This is a genomic window from Pseudomonas sp. FA-1, assembly GCF_056856075.1.
In genome coordinates this window covers 1-16,984 of the sequence record NZ_JBWXTH010000001.1, presented here as the reverse complement: position 1 = coordinate 16,984, position 16,984 = coordinate 1, and the positions used below count along the sequence as shown (strand labels likewise).

General features: G+C 64.2%; 15 protein-coding genes and 1 pseudogene. 5 read left to right on the top strand and 11 right to left on the bottom strand.

Annotated elements, in window-relative coordinates:
• Positions 1-110: 110 nt before the first annotated feature.
• From AC1MHZ_RS00080 to AC1MHZ_RS00065, 4 genes and pseudogenes are all read right to left on the bottom strand, one after another.
• Positions 111-1,040 (bottom strand): annotated as a pseudogene (locus AC1MHZ_RS00080) (HAMP domain-containing protein); the annotation flags it as partial.
• Positions 1,041-1,437: 397 nt separating this feature from the next.
• Complete coding sequence (gene cueR / locus AC1MHZ_RS00075) at positions 1,438-1,842, bottom strand: Cu(I)-responsive transcriptional regulator (RefSeq protein WP_084858718.1); 405 nt, start codon at positions 1,840-1,842, stop codon at positions 1,438-1,440.
• Complete coding sequence (locus AC1MHZ_RS00070; protein ID WP_084858717.1) at positions 1,839-4,238, bottom strand: heavy metal translocating P-type ATPase; 2,400 nt, start codon at positions 4,236-4,238, stop codon at positions 1,839-1,841. Before AC1MHZ_RS00070 ends, cueR begins: the two co-directional genes overlap by 4 nt.
• Before the next feature lie 53 nt (positions 4,239-4,291).
• Positions 4,292-4,678: a hypothetical protein gene (locus AC1MHZ_RS00065; RefSeq protein WP_084858716.1), complete on the bottom strand. Its 387-nt coding sequence runs from the start codon at positions 4,676-4,678 to the stop codon at positions 4,292-4,294.
• Between the two features lie 149 nt (positions 4,679-4,827).
• On the opposite strand from AC1MHZ_RS00065, the gene AC1MHZ_RS00060 reads away from it, so the two are divergent.
• Entirely contained in the window at positions 4,828-5,025 is a 198-nt protein-coding gene (locus tag AC1MHZ_RS00060) for a heavy-metal-associated domain-containing protein (protein ID WP_084858715.1), read from the top strand.
• A gap of 129 nt (positions 5,026-5,154) precedes the next feature.
• The gene (locus AC1MHZ_RS00055) at positions 5,155-6,336 is read left to right on the top strand and encodes a multidrug effflux MFS transporter (protein WP_084858714.1); all 1,182 of its coding nucleotides are present in this window, start codon (positions 5,155-5,157) and stop codon (positions 6,334-6,336) included.
• On the opposite strand, the gene AC1MHZ_RS00050 is transcribed toward AC1MHZ_RS00055, so the two are convergent.
• On the bottom strand, positions 6,287-6,484 hold the full coding sequence (locus AC1MHZ_RS00050) for a hypothetical protein (protein ID WP_084858713.1): 198 nt from the start codon (positions 6,482-6,484) through the stop codon (positions 6,287-6,289). The two genes, AC1MHZ_RS00055 and AC1MHZ_RS00050, sit on opposite strands and share 50 nt — an antisense overlap.
• Positions 6,485-7,061: 577 nt before the next feature.
• Here AC1MHZ_RS00050 and AC1MHZ_RS00045 point away from each other — a divergent pair.
• Positions 7,062-7,775 carry an ArsR/SmtB family transcription factor gene (locus AC1MHZ_RS00045; RefSeq protein WP_084858712.1) on the top strand — a complete coding sequence of 238 codons (714 nt, stop codon included), beginning with the start codon at positions 7,062-7,064 and terminating at the stop codon, positions 7,773-7,775.
• A 24-nt stretch (positions 7,776-7,799) separates the two neighbouring features.
• On the opposite strand, the gene AC1MHZ_RS00040 is transcribed toward AC1MHZ_RS00045, so the two are convergent.
• The 6 genes from AC1MHZ_RS00040 to AC1MHZ_RS00015 all read right to left on the bottom strand — a co-directional run bounded on the left by AC1MHZ_RS00040 (position 7,800) and on the right by AC1MHZ_RS00015 (position 13,664).
• Entirely contained in the window at positions 7,800-8,750 is a 951-nt protein-coding gene (locus AC1MHZ_RS00040) for an adenosine deaminase (RefSeq protein WP_084858711.1), read from the bottom strand.
• A 95-nt stretch (positions 8,751-8,845) separates the two neighbouring features.
• On the bottom strand, positions 8,846-10,201 hold the full coding sequence (locus AC1MHZ_RS00035) for an 8-oxoguanine deaminase (RefSeq protein WP_482965906.1): 1,356 nt from the start codon (positions 10,199-10,201) through the stop codon (positions 8,846-8,848).
• Positions 10,202-10,321: 120 nt separating this feature from the next.
• Entirely contained in the window at positions 10,322-11,008 is a 687-nt protein-coding gene (locus AC1MHZ_RS00030; RefSeq protein WP_084858709.1) for an SDR family oxidoreductase, read from the bottom strand.
• Between the two features lie 385 nt (positions 11,009-11,393).
• Complete coding sequence (locus tag AC1MHZ_RS00025; RefSeq protein WP_084858708.1) at positions 11,394-11,984, bottom strand: IMPACT family protein; 591 nt, start codon at positions 11,982-11,984, stop codon at positions 11,394-11,396.
• 9 nt (positions 11,985-11,993) lie between these two features.
• Positions 11,994-12,656, bottom strand: a complete 663-nt coding sequence (locus AC1MHZ_RS00020; RefSeq protein WP_084858707.1) for a TetR/AcrR family transcriptional regulator — start codon at positions 12,654-12,656, stop codon at positions 11,994-11,996.
• A gap of 90 nt (positions 12,657-12,746) precedes the next feature.
• Positions 12,747-13,664 carry a LysR family transcriptional regulator gene (locus tag AC1MHZ_RS00015; protein WP_084858781.1) on the bottom strand — a complete coding sequence of 306 codons (918 nt, stop codon included), beginning with the start codon at positions 13,662-13,664 and terminating at the stop codon, positions 12,747-12,749.
• A 262-nt stretch (positions 13,665-13,926) separates the two neighbouring features.
• On the opposite strand from AC1MHZ_RS00015, the gene aptA reads away from it, so the two are divergent.
• Both aptA and AC1MHZ_RS00005 read left to right on the top strand, forming a co-directional pair.
• A complete protein-coding gene (gene aptA / locus AC1MHZ_RS00010) occupies positions 13,927-15,273 on the top strand; it encodes an omega-aminotransferase AptA (protein ID WP_482965905.1) in 1,347 nt (448 codons plus the stop codon).
• A gap of 69 nt (positions 15,274-15,342) precedes the next feature.
• Positions 15,343-16,836: a CoA-acylating methylmalonate-semialdehyde dehydrogenase gene (locus AC1MHZ_RS00005; protein WP_084858705.1), complete on the top strand. Its 1,494-nt coding sequence runs from the start codon at positions 15,343-15,345 to the stop codon at positions 16,834-16,836.
• Positions 16,837-16,984 lie beyond the last annotated feature (148 nt).

The following is a 16,984-nucleotide window of genomic DNA, read 5'->3' as shown; positions in this document are numbered from 1 at the left end:
CGCCCGGCGGCTTCGGCCATGTCGCCGGAAACGCGGGTCGAGCTGCTGGAGGTATGCAGGATCTGCCCGGCGGCCGTGCCGATGTGCTGGATCAGGCTGCGAATGGCACCGAGGAACTGGTTGAACCAGCTGGCCAGCTGGGCGGTTTCGTCACGCCCGCGGATCTCCAGGCTGCGGGTCAGGTCGCCCTCGCCCTGGGCGATGTCCTCCAGGGCGCTGCTGACGCTGTTGATCGGGCGTACGATGACTTTGGCGAATGCAGCGCCGACCCCTGCGAAGATCACGGTCAGGGCCAGGGCGATGGAGCCGATCAACCAGCTCAGGTGGGTGGTGGTCTGCATGACTTCGTCATGGCGGATCAAACCGATGAAGGTCCAGCCTGATTGGGCGTCGGGGTAGACATTGGCCATGTAACGCTCGCCGCCCAGCTCCACTTCGACCAGCCCCTTTCCAGCCTTGGCCAGTGCGACGTAGCCTTCGCCGAAACTGTCGAGTTGCTTGAAGTTATGCTTGGGCTCGCGAGGGTCGACGATCACGTTGCCGTTGTTTTCCACCAACATCAGGTAGCCGCTTTCGCCCAGCTTTATCTGCTTGAGCAGGTCGGTCAGGCCATTGAGCGACACGTCGATGCTGACCACGCCGGCCAGGCTGCCGAGACTGTTGTCGACGGCGCGTACGACACTGATCTGCACCACGTCACCGGACGCCCAGTAGTAGGGAGCCGTGCGCAAGGTCTTGCCGGGGTTGGCGACTGCCAGCTGGTACCAGGGGCGCTGGCGTGGGTCATAGTTGGCAAATGTGTCGTCGTTGGGCCAGCCGACATAACCACCATCGCTTACGCCGTAGGAAATATAAGCATAGCTGGGGTGGGTTTCGGCCAAGCGGGCCATGAAATCGAACACCTGCTTGTCCTGTTCCCCCAGCTCGCGGGACGGGGTGGCGGTCAGGTACTTGTTCAGGTTGCTACCGGTGGCAGCGATGACCGGTTGCGCGGCCAGGTAGTCCACGTTCTGTTCGATGCCCTGGAAGAAAAGGTGCATCGCGTTGCTGACCTGGCGGATTTCCCGGCTGCTATTGGCCAGGAAATCGTCACGGGCTTCGCTGCGCAGGTTGAGCATCACCAGCGCGGCGACGAGGACAATGGGTAGGCCCGCGATGATGGCGAAGGCCCATGTCAGTTTCTGCTTGATGTTCATCCACGCTCCCGGTCTTGTTCTTGTTCGTTGCTAGAGGCAGGTGATGTGTAGATCGGCAGCGGTTGGTTTTTTTATAGGGCGGGGCCCCGTATTTGTGGCCTGAAGTCGTGTTTGGAGGGGGGCTGGTCGTGTTTGGTGATGCCAGCCATCTGTTCTGTCGCCTGCACGGACCCTATCGCCGGCAAGCCGGCGATAGGGTCCGTGCAGCCAACTCAAGGCAGAGGCACAGGTTCACAGTTGCTCAATGGCAACACCCCTTGCCATTGGCCAGGTCCTTGAGGATCGGGCAGTCCGGCCGGTCGTCGCCCTGGCAGTGGGCGACCAGTTCACCCAGGGTGTCGCGCAGGCTGACCAGTTCCTCGATCCGCCGGTTCAGCTCGTCGATGTGCTGCATGGCCAGCGCCTTCACGTCGGCGCTGGCGCGCTGGCGGTCCTGCCAGAGGGTCAGCAGCCGGGCCACTTCCTCGAGGGAGAAGCCCAGATCGCGCGAGCGCTTGATGAACGCCAGGGTATGCAGGTCGTCCGCCTGGTAAAGGCGGTAGCCGCTGTCGCTGCGCAGAGCCGGCTTGAGCAGGCCGATGGACTCGTAGTAGCGGATCATCTTGGTGCTGAGCCCGCTGCGGCGGGCGGCCTGGCCGATGTTCATGGATGCTCCTGCCGATTGTCGGTGGGTTTCCAGGTTTTCAACCATAGGGCATTGCTCACCACGCTGACACTGGACAGGGCCATGGCGGCGCCGGCCAGCACGGGGTTGAGCAGGCCGAAGGCGGCCAGAGGGATGCCTATCAGGTTGTAGATGAAGGCCCAGAACAGGTTCTGGCGGATCTTGGCGTAGGTCTTGCGACTGATCTCCAGCGCCGCTGGTACCAGGCGCGGGTCGCCACGCATCAGGGTGATACCGGCGGCCTGCATGGCCACGTCGGTGCCCGAGCCCATGGCGATGCCGATATCGGCGGCGGCCAGCGCCGGAGCGTCGTTGATGCCGTCGCCGACCATGGCCACCACGCCGTCGCGCTTGAGTGCGGCCACTGTGGCGGCCTTGTCGGCGGGGAGCACTTCGGCATGCACATCATCGATGCCCAGGGCCTGGGCCACGACCTGGGCGCTGCCGCGATTGTCGCCGGTCAGCAAGTGGCTGCTGATGTGCTGTGCGTGCAGTGCGGCAATGGCGTGATCGGCACCGGGTTTGAGGCTGTCGCCGAACGCGAACAGGCCCAGCACACGCTGTTGCGGTGCGCGCTCGATCAGCCACGACAAGGTGCGGCCTTCGGCTTCCCAGGTTTGTGCCCAGCGGGCCAGCTCGCCCGGTTGCACGCCGCTCTCGTCGAGCAGGCGACGGTTGCCCAGGGCCAGTTCACGGCCCTCGACTTGCCCGGCGATGCCTCGGCCGGTGAGGGACTGGCTGTCGGCAACCTGCGGCACCAGCAGGCCCTGCTCTGCGCAAGCATCGAGCACGGCTTTGGCCAAGGGGTGTTCGCTGCCGCGCTGCAAGGCTCCGGCGAGGCGATGCAGGTCGCCCGTGTTCCCGTCCACTGCCTGGCTGTGCACGACCCGCGGGCTGCCGGAGGTGAGGGTGCCGGTCTTGTCGAAGACCACCCGGTTGACGGCGTGGGCACGCTCCAGCGCTTCGGCGTCCTTGATCAGGATGCCGTGGCGGGCAGCGACCCCGGTACCGGCCATGATCGCTGCCGGGGTCGCCAGGCCGAGTGCGCAAGGGCAAGCGATCACCAGCACGGCGACGGCATTGATCAACGCGGTTTCAAGCGGTGCGCCGGCCAGCCACCAGCCGCACAGCGTGGCCAAGGCCAGTACCAAGACCGCCGGGACGAACACCTGGCTGACCCGGTCCACCAGTTTCTGAATGGGCGCCTTGGCCGCCTGGGCGTCCTCGACCAGGCGGATGATACGGGCCAGTACGGTCTCGGTGCCCAGGGCCTGGGTGCGCACCAGCAGGCGACCTTCGCCATTGATGGCGCCGCCGGTGACCGAATCGCCAGGCTGCTTGGGCACAGGCAGGCTTTCTCCGCTGATCAGTGCCTCGTCGGCATGGCTGCTGCCCTCGAGCACTTCACCGTCGACCGGGAAGCGTTCGCCGGGTTTGACCAGCACCAGGTCGCCCAGGCGCAGCTGGCTGATTGCAACGTCTTCCTCGCGGCCATCGACCATGCGCAGGGCACGCTCGGGGCGCAGTGCCTCGAGGGCACGGATGGCGCTGGCGGTCTGGCGCTTGGCTCGGCTCTCCAAGTACTTGCCCAGCAGCACCAGGGCGATGACCACGGCGGAGGCCTCGAAGTACAGGTGCGGCGCCATGCCCGCCGATGCCCGGGCCCATTCATACAGGCTCAGGCCGTAGCCGGCGCTGGTGCCCAATGCGACCAGCAAATCCATGTTGCCGGTGCCTGCGCGCACGGCTTTCCAAGCGGCGACGTAGAAGCGTGCACCGAGGATGAACTGCACCGGTGTGGCCAGCAGGAACTGCACCCAGGCCGGCAGCATCCAGTGCAAGCCGAACGGCTGGACAATCATCGGCAACACCAGCGGCAAGGCCAGCAGCAGCGCCACGCCTACCGCCAGGCGCTCGTTGCGCAGGCGACGCTGGGCCTCGGCCTGGTCGTCGCGGGCGGCCTTGGGCAGGCTGGCGCTGTAGCCGGCTTTTTCCACCGCCGCGATCAGCTGGTTGTCGTCCAGCGCCTTCAGAACTTCGAGGTGGGCACGTTCGCTGGCCAGGTTGACGCTGACCTGCTCGACCCCCGGCAGCTTGCCCAGGGCGCGTTCGACACGGCCCACGCAGCTGGCGCAGGTCATGCCGCCGATCTGCAGTTCGACAGTGCGGGTGGGGACGCCGTAGCCGGCCCCGCGGACGGCATCGACCAGGGCGGGCAGGCTGCCGGCCGGGGCCTGGACCCGGGCCTGTTCGGTGGCGAGGTTGACGCTGACCTGTTCAGCGCCGGTGACCTTGCGCAGGGCGCGCTCGACCCGGCCAGCACAGCTGGCGCAGGTCATGCCGGAGATCGGCAGGTCGAACGTGGTAGGTGCGGACATGGGCTCTCCTCCTTGGACAGGCCTTCAGCATCAACCTTGCCACGTGGGTAAGGTCAATAGCCGAGGCCGGCGCGCTTGAGCTGGAGGCCAGCATGGCCCATGGCGATGCGGTACTTGCTGATTTGCCCGGCTTGCAGGGTCAGGCGGGTGCTGCGTTGGTCCTCGATGCCCGGCGCGCAGCCGGGCATCTGGCCGGGCAGCAAGCGCAGGCGTACGTCCACCGGCCCGGGTGGCAGGTTGAAGGAGGTCGTTTGCTCCTGGAACAGGCGACCGGAAAGCTGGTCGTTGAGGTAGATACCGATTTCGCAGCTGGTGGCGACTTCCAGGCGTTCCCGGGAAATGATCAGCACGCTGTAGTCCGAGTTGCCCTCGGCGTTGGCCGGTGGTACCGCGGCCAGCGCGCCCAGCAGCCCAACCAGGCCCAATGCTGCCCTGAACATGAAGAATCTCCTGCTTGCCAGATCGTCAAAGGCGCAGCTTGGCCGAGCGGCGCACAGATTTCCACCCCGGCCGATTCCGCCAATACTTGACCTTGCCATGATGGCAAGCTTGAAACTGCAGGCAATCCCCATGAATGGAGAAAGACCCGATGCATGTATTCAACGTTCAAGGCATGACCTGCGGCCACTGCGTCAAGGCAGTGACCCGCGCGGTGCAGGAGCAGGACGGCGCTGCCCAGGTGGATGTCGACCTGGCCGCCAAGCAGGTAAGGGTGCACAGCCGCCTGGCGGCCGAGCAGATCCTGGCAGCGATTCGTGACGAGGGCTACCAGGCCGAGGTGGCCTGACGGGGCGGGCTGGCGCTGGTCCAAGGGCGGCGCCAGCGCTTGGGCGGGTAATCGTTACAAAGGTTTTCATCCTGACGCGGTCCGGTGCAGGTAGACTTACCTACTTGCTTAGCCTGCTATGGATTCCCGATGAACCTGCGAATTGTGTTGATCCTGGGCGCCCTCAGTGCGTTCGGGCCCTTGGCGATCGACTTCTACCTGCCTGCCTTCCCTGCCATGGCGCACGCCTTCGCCACGGACGAAAAACACGTCCAGACCACCCTGGCCGCCTATTTCCTCGGCCTGTCCCTGGGCCAACTGGCCTACGGACCGGTGGCTGATCGTTTCGGTCGGCGCAAGCCCCTGCTGTTCGGCATCACACTTTTCACCCTGGCCTCGCTGGCCTGCGCCTATGCACCCAATCTCGACACGCTGATCCTCGCGCGCTTCGTGCAGGCGTTGGGCGGCTGTGCCGGGATGGTCCTGTCGCGCGCGATCGTCAGCGACAAGTGCGATGCGGTGGCGTCGGCCAAGGTGTTCTCGCAGCTGATGCTGGTGATGGGGCTCGCGCCGATCCTGGCGCCGATGCTGGGTGGGGTGTTGGTCAACCTGGCGGGCTGGCAATCGATCTTCCTGGCCCTGAGCCTGTTCAGCGCGGCCTGCCTGCTGGCCGTGAGCCTGGGGTTGCCCGAGAGCCTGCCGGCAGGTATGCCGCGCCAACCGTTATCCGGTGCCCTGCGCCAGTACCTGCGCTTGCTGGGTGACCGGGTCTTCCTGGGCCATGCGTTGACCGGCGGCGTCGCCATCGCGGGCATGTTCGCCTACATCGCCGGTTCGCCCTTCGTGTTCATCAAGCTGTATGGCGTGCCGGCCGAACACTATGGCTGGCTGTTCGGTACCAACGCCGCCGGCTTCATTCTCATGGCCCAGGTCAATGCGCGCCTGCTGGCCAAGCGTGGCCCAGCCTTCCTGCTGGCACGGGCGGTGTGGATGTACCTGGCGGCGGCACTGGTGATGTTGGCCGTGGCGGCGCTACACCCCGCACAGCTGTGGCCGCTGCTGCTGCCGCTGTTCGTGTGCATCGCAAGCCTGGGCTGCATCATCCCCAACGCCTCGGCTTGCGCCATGAGTGGGCAGGGCGCTCGCGCCGGGAGCGCCTCGGCATTGATGGGTTGCCTGCAGTTCAGTGTCGCGGCGGGCGCAGCGGCGCTGGTGGGCGTGTTGCACGACGGTAGTGCAGTGCCCATGGCCCTGGTGATCAGCCTGTGCGGTGCACTGGTGGTCAGTGTGGCAATGTTGACTCGGCGTTTGCAGGCCAGGCGCCCGGTGTAAGGGTGTGGGGAGCCTGCAGGCGGCTCTCCAGCGTGGCGACGAACAGCCGTGCCTCCGCTTCGCTGCGAAAACTCACCACATGCTGGTCGAGCCGGACCTGCCAGGGGCAGTTGGGATTGCGGTTCGACGTACTGACGACAATCTTCATCGCGGCATTCCTCCGGTGGGTGGGAGCCGCTGAAGTTTAGCGCTGCCCCCAGCCTGCGCCATGTGCTGGCGCAGCTGTCCAGACTGACGGTCGTACCTTCTGTCTGCCTGAGTCGGCCTGTGGTCAAGCCATGGTGCACGAAGGCGAAACCTTCGCTTTGGGCTGCCGTATTTGAGGAAGGCCGATGTCGGCATTGTTCTTGGGCGTTTCGCTTGTCGGCGACCATCCAGGGGCCTCGCAGCCTCGTTGCGACGAGGCCCCTGGCGATATCGGCGGGGCGAACCCTGGGCTCACTGCCGAGGCAAGGGGCCGCCCACCCCCGGCCTGTCGCGGCCTGTAAGGGCGCACCAATGCGCAGGCACACGGCCTGGAGCGCCTTATACTGGCTGTCGCGGCCAATGCCAGCGAGAGATACTTCCCTGCCAGGGAATGGCACATGAGGGCTCCTTCGAGCGTGGCTGGAATGCCTCGCCTGTCGCGAACGCCAACGCCCGAAATCCGCCTACGCCATTCCCGAGGGTGATACCCGCTGCGCCGTTTGGCCACGGAACCAGATGTGATCATCCAGGGAGTTGAAATGAAAGCAGTCAGCAGTATCGCCCAGATCGCCGGCCTGATGGCCGACCCCAAGCGCAGCGCCATGTTGTGGGCGTTGATCGATGGCATACCTCGCCCGGCCGATGAGCTGGCCGTGATGACCGGGCTGACCTCGTCGTCGGCCTGTGCCCATCTATCATTGCTGTCCTCGGCCGGCTTGCTGAGGCTGGAGTCGCGTGGTCGAAAACGTTACTTCCGTCTGGCTACACCGGAAGTCGGAGCGGCGGTGGAGGCCTTGGCCAGTGTGCGGCTCGAGCGTCGAGGCCAGCGCAGCGGCCAAGCAACCCCACTGCAGGTCCCCTTGTCCATGCGCAGGGCTAGACGTTGTGGCGACCACCTCGGTGGGGAGCTGGCCGCCGAGCTTTACCACCGCCTGATCGTGGCCGGTTGGCTGGAGGGTAGCCAGGCGCAACTGCGGGTCACTGCCGAGGGGCGCTCGCAACTGGCTGCCATCGGCGTGTTCATCGAGGCGCTGGCCCCTGGGGACCGACACGGTTGCTCGATCTGCCATTGCAACGAGTGGAGCGACCAGGGGCCGCACCTGGGGGGCAAACTGGGGAATGCACTGTTCAGGCTGTTCATGCAATCCGGTTGGTTGCGTGAACAGGAAGCGTCCCGGGCCTTGCAGATTTCCTCGATGGGTATTCAGCAGATCAACCGTATCGCCCGCACGCCGGCCTTGCAGGTGGGCTAGACCGGACTGCAAGGCGGGGCGCGATCAGCGCACCAGACGGGCGTCCAGGCTGTTTTGTGCCAGGCGTCGGGCCTGGTCCTGGGTCATGCCCAGGTGGGTGTGCAGGGCATGGAAGTTCTCGGTGACATAGCCGCCGAAATAGGCCGGGTCGTCCGAATTGACGGTGACCTTCACGCCACGTTCGAGCATGTCGAGGATGTTGTGCTGGCCCATGTGCTCGAATACGCACAGCTTGGTGTTCGAGAGCGGGCAGACGGTCAGCGGGATCTGCTCGTCGATGATGCGTTGCATCAGGCGTTCGTCTTCGATAGCACGCACACCATGGTCGATACGCTGGATCTTCAGCAGGTCGATGGCCTCCCAGATGTATTCGGGCGGGCCTTCCTCGCCAGCGTGGGCTACCGCCAGGAAGCCTTCGCTGCGGGCTCGGTCGAAGACGCGCTGGAACTTGCTGGGTGGATGGCCTTTTTCGGAACTGTCCAGGCCGACAGCGATGAAGGCATCACGGAAGGGCAGGGCCTGGTCGAGGGTCTTTTGCGCCTCTTCTTCGCTCAGATGGCGCAGGAAGCTCAGGATCAGCCCGCTGCCGATGCCCAGTTGCTCGCGACCATCCTTCAAGGCCTGGCGGATGCCGTTGAGTACCACCTCGAAGGGGATGCCCCGGTCGGTGTGGGTCTGTGGGTCGAAGAAGGGTTCGGTATGGATGACGTTCTGCGCTTTGCATCGCTGCAGGTAGGCCCAGGTCAGGTCATAGAAGTCCTGCTCGGTACGCAGGACATCGGCGCCCTGGTAGTAGAGGTCGAGAAACTCCTGCAGGTTGTTGAAGGCGTAGGCGCTGCGCAGGGTTTCAACGTCCGCCCAGGGCAGGGCGATCTTGTTGCGCTCGGCCAGGGTGAACAGCAGCTCGGGCTCCAGGGAGCCCTCCAGGTGCATGTGCAGTTCAGCCTTGGGCAAGGCGTTGAGCCAGTCATACATAGGTGCAATCTCGGTCAGGTACGGTTGCCGTCATTCTACAGGGGCTGGCCGGATGCAGGGGAGAAGGGCTGCCGGGCAGCCCCTTCCGGTTCAGGTCAACCCGCGATCAGCTGGGCCGCGGCCTGGCGGTGATCGGCGATCAGGCCTTGTACGTCCAGGCCTTCGATCTGTCCGTCGATGACACGCCACTGGCCACCGACCATGACCCGGTCGGCACGGTCGGCGCCGCACAGCAGCAAGGCCGAAAGTGGGTCATGGCTGCCGGAGAAGCGCAGCTCGTCGAGCTTGAACAGGGCCAGGTCGGCCTGCTTGCCGACGGCCAGCTCACCGATGTCGCTGCGCCCCAGCAGGCGTGCCGAACCACGGGTGGCCCAGCCCAGGGCGCGTTCAGGCGTGATCTGCTCGGCGCCGTAGCGCAGGCGCTGCAGGTACAGGGCCTGGCGTGCCTCGAGGATCATGTTCGACGCATCGTTGGAAGCCGAGCCGTCGACACCGAGGCCCACGGGCGCGCCTGCCGTTTCCAGTTCCACGGTCGGGCAGATGCCGGACGCCAGGCGCATGTTCGAGCTCGGGCAGTGGCAGATACCGGTACCGGCCTGGCCCAGGCGGGTGATTTCCTCAGAGTTGAAATGAATGCCATGGGCCAGCCAGGTGCGTGGGCCCAGCCAACCCACGCTGTCCAGGTAGTCCACCGTGCGCAGGCCGAAACGCTGCAGGCAGAAGTCCTCTTCGTCGAGGGTCTCGGCCAGGTGGGTATGCAGGCGTACGTCCAACTCCTCGGCCAGGGTGGCACTGGCGCGCATGATCTCGGGGGTGACCGAGAAGGGCGAGCAGGGCGCCAGGGCGATCTGGATGCGGGCGCCGTCGCCGCGTTCGTGGTAGCTGTGGATAAGCCGCTGGCTGTCGGCGAGGATGACCTCTCCCTCCTGCACCGTCTGCTGCGGCGGCAGGCCGCCATCAGCTTCGCCCAGGCTCATGGAACCGCGGGTCAGCATGGCGCGCATGCCCAGCTTGCGCACGGCCTCGACCTGCACGTCGATGGCGTTGTCCAGGCCGGTCGGGAACAGGTAGTGGTGGTCGGCTGCGGTCGTGCAGCCTGACAGCAGCAGCTCCGCCAGGGCGACCTGGCTGGCCAGTTCCAGCTTGGCCGGGGTGAGCCGCGCCCAGACGGGGTAGAGGGTCTTGAGCCAGGGGAACAGCGGTTGGTTGACCACCGGCGCCCAGGCGCGGGTGAGGGTCTGGTAGAAATGGTGGTGGGTGTTGATCAGGCCGGGCAGCACCACGTGCTCGCGGGCATCGAAGACTTGGTCGCAGGGTGTGCTGGGGCTTTCGTCAAGGGCGAGCAGTTGGGTGATGCGGCCGTCTTCGATGACCAGGCCACCACGGGCGTCGGCACCGTTGGCGGTGAAGATGGCAAGGGGAGATTTCAACCAGATGCGGGTCGCAGGCATGGTGCCGGCTCCTCTGAAAGTGGGTTCAGGTTAGCCAGCTCAGTGTTGCCCTGTCTGCTGATCCAGGTCCGCCGCGGGGGCGAGGCGTCCAGTCTACTGCCTCGCCAGGCGGCTTTCAATTCACCAGGTGAGCGGGTCGCCCCGGTAGTTGATGAAATGCAGGCCAGGCTTGCCGCTGTACGTCTTGACCTGCTCGAGCATGCCTTGGGTGCTGGTGAAGACATCGATATCGGCCTGGTCGCTGCCCATGTCGGTGCGCACCCAGCCGGGGTGCATGGCGATCACTGAAAGCCCGGGGTGTTCCAGTTCGGCCACGAAGCTGTTGATCATCGAGTTCAGGGCCGCCTTGCTGGCCTTGTAGAAGCAGATGTGGTTGCTGGTAGGGTTGCCGACGCTTCCCAGCGCCGAACTCATGAATGCCAGCACGCCGGAACCTTCGCGCACTTGCCCGACCAGCCGACGCGCCACGCGAATCGGCGATACCGCATTGGTCATGAACAGTGCACCGATTTCCTGTTCGGTGGCGGTCTCCGGGTCGTGCGGTTCGCGGCCCATGACGCCGGCGTTGAGGAACAGCAGGTCGAATACTTCGCCTTGCAGGCGCTGTTGCAGAGCATCGAGTTGCCCGGCATCGTTCATTTCCAGGGTTTCCACGCGTACGCCGGGGATCGCACGCAGGGCATCGGCCTTCTGGGCGTCGCGCACGGTGGCGACGATGGCCCAGCCGTCTTCGTGCAGGCGTTGCACGAGGCCCAGGCCCAACCCGCGGGAGGCTCCGATGATCAGGGCGGTTCTAGCGTTGGGCATGACGGGCTCCTTGGACATCCGATATCAGGGTACAGAGCATACGCCAAGAGTGGGCCGGTTGCCTGGCCGAGGCTGATCAAAAAATGACCATCCTCCCTAAGCCCTTTGAATACGGGCGTTGCGCTCAAGGGTTCACGGGTTATCCACAGCACACTCCACATTATCTGTGAGCAAGCCTCTACTGTGGAAATCCATGCCGAAGGCGAGCCATGGCACCAGGAGTTGGGGATAACTTATTGTTATTCAGGTGCTTGCGACGTTGTCATGAAAATGTGATCAAAATATGATCAATGTCGTGCAGGCCTTGCAGCCCAAGGCCTGGAGATGAATGCCCCAAGCTTATCCACAGGCGGGCCCACAGTTGCTGTGAGCAATCTGGAGGGCTTCAACCTTCGCAGGGCTCCAGGCGGATCCGGCCACGGCTGAGGTCTGCCAACTGTTGTTGCAGCGCTTCGAGATGGGCGTCGCCGAGGGCCACCTGCAAATCCACACCGTTGGCGGTGAACCGTTCGTCCAGCACCAGGCCGTCCACGTCCGCCAAGCGCAGTTTGAGCAGTGCCAACTCACTGAAGCTGCAGCTGCAGCGGTACTCGCTGCGCTGCACCAATAGTCGCTTGGGCGCCTGCTGCAGGCACTTGTTGGCACCGCCGCCGTAGGCGCGGGCCAGGCCGCCGGTGCCCAGCTGGATGCCGCCATACCAGCGGATCACCAGCACCACCACCTGATCGCAATCCTGGGCCTCGATGGCCGCGAGGATCGGCCGGCCAGCGGTGCCGCCGGGTTCACCGTCGTCGCTGCTGCGGTACTGCGCACCCAGTTTCCAGGCCCAGCAGTTATGGGTGGCGGCCAGGTCGCTGTGGCGTTCGATGAAGCTCATGGCCTCGGCCGGGCTGCTGATCGGGCCGGCGAGGGTGATGAAGCGGCTCTTGCGGATTTCTTCGTGGAATTCGCAGAGGTCGAGCAGGGTAGAAGGCATAGGTCCGGGTCAGGCTGTCGGGGTGATGCCACAGCCTTTGAGAATGATGTGGATAAGGTTGTTGCTGGCGTCTTCCATATCTTGCTTGGTCAGGCGGCTACGGCCGGTGACCTGGCAGATCTGGGTGGCGAAGTCGGCATAGTGCTGGGTACTGCCCCACAGCAGGAAGATCAGGTGCACCGGGTCGACCGGGTCCATCTTGCCAGCATCGATCCAGGCTTGGAATACCGCCGCCCGGCCACGGAACCAGTCGCGGTAGTCGGCACTGAAGTATTCGCTCAGGCACTGACCGCCGCTGATCACCTCCATGGCGAAGATCCTCGAGGCCTGCGGGTTACGCCGGGAGAACTCCATCTTGGTGCGGATGTAGTGGCTCAGCGCCTGGGCCGGGTCGTCCTCGACGCTCAGGGCGTTGAAGGTGCTGTCCCACAGCTCGATGATGTTGCTCAGCACGGCGATGTACAGGCCAAGCTTGTTGGTGAAGTAGTAATGCAGGTTGGCCTTGGGCAAGCCGGCCTTCAGGGCGATGGTGTTCATGCTGGTGCCCTTGAAGCCATGGCGGGCAAACTCGTCTTCGGCGGCCTGGATGATGGCCTGTTCGTTTTTCTGGCGAATACGGCCGGCAGGTTTGCCCGAGGTGGAAGGTAGATGCGCAGGGACTTCGAGGGTCATGGACGGTTCCGTACGGTTCAGTGGCAACGGATGTCGGACAAGATTACCTTCCTGTGCCGAAGTGACAAGCATTGGCGGCACGCATAGGCATCAGCGTGTCGCAGCCAGGCTTTCGAGGAAGCTTTCCAGTACCAGGTTCGGTCGGCGCCCCTTGCGCGTCACCCAGCTCAGGCTCAGGTCATAGAAGCGCTCGGCCGGCTTCAAGGCGCGCAGGCGGCCCTGTTGGACCCAGAAGGACGCGTAGTGGTCGGGCAGGTAGCCGATGTAGCGCCCGGTGAGGATGAGAAACGCCATGCCCTCGCGGTCCGAGGCGCTGGCCGTGCAATGCAGGGCCTGGTAGTGCGCCTGGATGTCGGCGGGTAGGCGAAAGGTCGGGGCGATCGCGTCCTGGCTGTTGAGGCGCTGGTCGTCGATCTGTTGGTCGTCGGCGTAGAACAACGGGTGACCGACGGCGCAATAGAGCAGCGAACGCTCGCTGTACAGGGGCTGGTATTCCAGGCCCGAGAGCGGGCTGGTCTGGGGCACCACGCCCACATGCAGGCTGCCGTCCAGCACGCCCTGCTCGACCTGGCTGGGGGCGATCATGCGGATCTGGATGCGCACATCGGGGCCGCGGTCCTTGAGTTCGGCCAAAGCGTGGGTGATGCGCATGTGTGGCAGGGTGACCAGGTTGTCGGTCAGGCCGATGTTCAGCTCGCCGCGCAGGTGCTGGTGCAGCCCGTTGACCTCGGTGCGGAAGGTTTCCAGGGCGCTGAGCAGTTGCAGGGCCGAGTGGTAGACCTCACGGCCCTCCTCGGTCAACGAAAAACCGGCCCGGCCACGTTGGCACAGGCGCAGGCCCAGGCGCTGCTCCAGGTCGTTCATCTGCTGGCTGATGGCCGAGCGGCCGATGCCGAGCACGTTTTCGGCGGCCGAGAAGCCTCCGCATTCCACCACGCTGCGGTAGATCTTCAGCAGGCGGATGTCGAAGTCGCTGACCTGGGCGAGGGGTTGTGGGCGTTTCACGATGGGCCTTCGTTGGAGTGGGGACAGGAGCGCAACCTTAAAACCTAACCCTGTGGATAAAACAGTCGATCCATGCAATCGAGAGGTTGCGCGCGCATCCTGTGGGCAGCTCATTGATTGGCAAGGTGTTTCCCGCAGGGTGGTCTTAAGTTTAGCGGGTTCATATCCAAAGATTAGAAAAGCAGAGTTTTTCTTACGTTATCCCCATGACAACTTAGCTGCAACAACATCCATCGTTGCCTAATCGTCTTCCGAGGAACCGCCGATGAACATGCCCGAATTCGCCGCCACCGGCATCGCCAGCCAGCTCAAGCTGGACGCCCACTGGATGCCCTACACCGCCAACCGCAATTTCCAGCGCGACCCACGCCTGATCGTGGCGGCCGAAGGCAGCTACCTGTACGACGACAAGGGCCGCAAGGTGTTCGACGCCTTGTCGGGCCTGTGGACCTGCGGCGCCGGGCATACTCGCAAGGAGATTTCCGAAGCGGTGGCGCGCCAGGTGGGCGTGCTGGACTATTCCCCGGCGTTCCAGTTCGGCCACCCGCTGGCCTTCCAACTGGCCGAGAAGATCACCGAGCTGACCCCGGGTGACCTGAACCATGTGTTCTTCACCAACTCCGGCTCCGAGTGCTGCGACACTGCGCTGAAGATGGTACGCGCCTACTGGCGCCTGAAAGGCCAGGCGACCAAGACCAAGATCATCGGCCGCGCCCGTGGCTACCACGGGGTGAACATCGCCGGCACCAGCCTCGGCGGTGTCAACGGCAACCGCAAGCTGTTCGGCCAGTTGCTGGACGTCGACCACCTGCCTCACACCCTGCTGCCGGGCAACGCTTTCACCAAAGGGATGCCGGAAGAGGGCGGTATCGCCCTGGCCGATGAGATGCTCAAGTTGATCGAGCTGCATGACGCCTCGAATATCGCGGCCGTCATCGTCGAGCCACTGGCCGGCTCCGCGGGTGTGCTGCCACCGCCCAAGGGCTACCTCAAGCGCCTGCGCGAGATCTGTACCCAGCACAACATCCTGCTGATCTTCGACGAAGTGATCACCGGCTTCGGCCGCATGGGCGCCATGACCGGCTCCGAAGCCTTCGGCGTGACCCCGGACCTGATGTGCATCGCCAAGCAGGTCACCAACGGTGCCATTCCCATGGGCGCGGTGATCGCTACCAGCGAGATCTACCAGACCTTCATGAACCAGCCGACGCCCGAATACGCCGTGGAATTCCCCCACGGCTATACCTATTCGGCCCATCCGGTGGCCTGCGCAGCCGGCATCGCCGCGCTGGACCTTCTGCAGAAAGAAAACCTGGTGGAGTCGGCCGCCGAGCTGGCGCCGCACTTCGAGAAGGTGCTGCACGGCATCAAGGGCACCAAGAACGTCATCGACATCCGCAACTATGGCCTGGCCGGTGCCATCCAGGTCGCTACGCGTGACGGCGATGCCATCGTGCGTCCCTACGAGGCGGCGATGAAGCTGTGGAAGGCAGGTTTCTATGTCCGCTTCGGTGGCGACACCTTGCAGTTCGGCCCAACCTTCAACACCCAGCCGCAGGAACTGGACCGCCTGTTCGATGCGGTGGGTGAAGCCCTGAACCAGATCGACTGATCTTTTCCGACTCTGACGACAGGCGCGTTCCTACGCGCCTGCCTCTACCTTCTTTATCTGGAGTATTGCATGAGCATCGTTCAGCACCTGATCAACGGCGAGCTGGTTTCCAAGGGCGAGCGCACCGCCGATGTCTTCAACCCGTCCACAGGCGAGAGCACCCGCAAGGTCGAACTGGCCAGCCGCGCCACCGTCCAGGAAGCCATCGATTCGGCCAAGGCTGCATTCCCGGCCTGGCGCAACATGCCCCCGGCCAAGCGCGCCCAGGTGATGTTCCGCTTCAAGCAACTGCTGGAGCAGAATGAAGCACGTATCTCGCAACTGATCAGCGAAGAGCACGGCAAGACCCTGGAAGACGCTGCCGGTGAGCTCAAGCGCGGCATCGAGAACGTCGAGTTCGCCTGCGCCGCCCCAGAACTGCTCAAGGGCGAGTACAGCCGCAACGTTGGCCCGAACATCGATGCCTGGTCCGATTTCCAGCCGCTGGGCATCGTCGCCGGCATCACCCCGTTCAACTTCCCGGCGATGGTGCCGCTGTGGATGTACCCGCTGGCCATTGCCTGCGGCAACGCCTTCATTCTCAAGCCATCCGAGCGTGACCCGAGCTCGACCCTGTTCATTGCCCAGCTGCTGCATGAAGCGGGCTTGCCCAAAGGCATCCTCAATGTCGTGCATGGCGACAAGGAGGCGGTCGATGCACTGATCGAGGCACCAGAAGTCAAGGCCCTGAGCTTCGTGGGGTCGACCCCGATCGCCGAATACATCTATGCCGAAGGCACCAAGCGCGGCAAGCGTGTGCAGGCGCTGGGCGGAGCGAAGAACCATGCCGTGCTGATGCCCGATGCCGACCTGGACAATGCCGTCAGCGCACTGATGGGGGCGGCCTACGGTTCTTGCGGCGAGCGCTGCATGGCTATTTCGGTCGCGGTGTGCGTGGGTGACCAGGTGGCCGATGCACTGATCGCCAAGCTGGAGCCGCAGATCAAGGCGCTGAAGATCGGTGCTGGTACCTCCTGCGGCCTGGACATGGGTCCGCTGGTGACTGCGGCTGCCCGTGACAAGGTGGTGGGGTATATCGACGACGGTGTGGCTGCCGGCGCCAAGTTGGTAGTCGACGGTCGTGGCCTGCGCGTGAGCGGTCATGAGGATGGCTACTTCGTTGGCGGTACCCTGTTCGACCACGTCACGCCGCAAATGCGCATCTATAAAGAAGAGATCTTCGGCCCGGTGCTGTGCGTGGTGCGTGTGAACAGCCTGGAAGATGCCATGCGCCTGATCAACGAGCATGAGTACGGCAACGGCACCTGCATCTTCACCCGTGACGGTGAGGCAGCACGCCTGTTCTGCGACGAGATCGAGGTGGGCATGGTGGGGGTCAACGTTCCACTGCCGGTGCCGGTGGCCTATCACAGCTTCGGTGGCTGGAAGCGTTCGTTGTTTGGCGACCTGCATGCCTATGGTCCGGACGGGGTGCGGTTCTATACCCGCCGCAAGGCCATTACCCAGCGCTGGCCGCAGCGGGCGAGCCATGAGGCGTCGCAGTTTGCATTTCCTAGTCTTTAAATAGTGCTGATTGAGACGGGGAGGCCGTGAGGCCTCCCCGTTTTGTTTTTCGGCGATATTAAAGTTTTTTAAAAATAACGGTTGACGTGCCGTTTCAGGGGCCTATAATGCGCCCCACTTCCGACGCAGTCGAAACGCAAAACTCCTT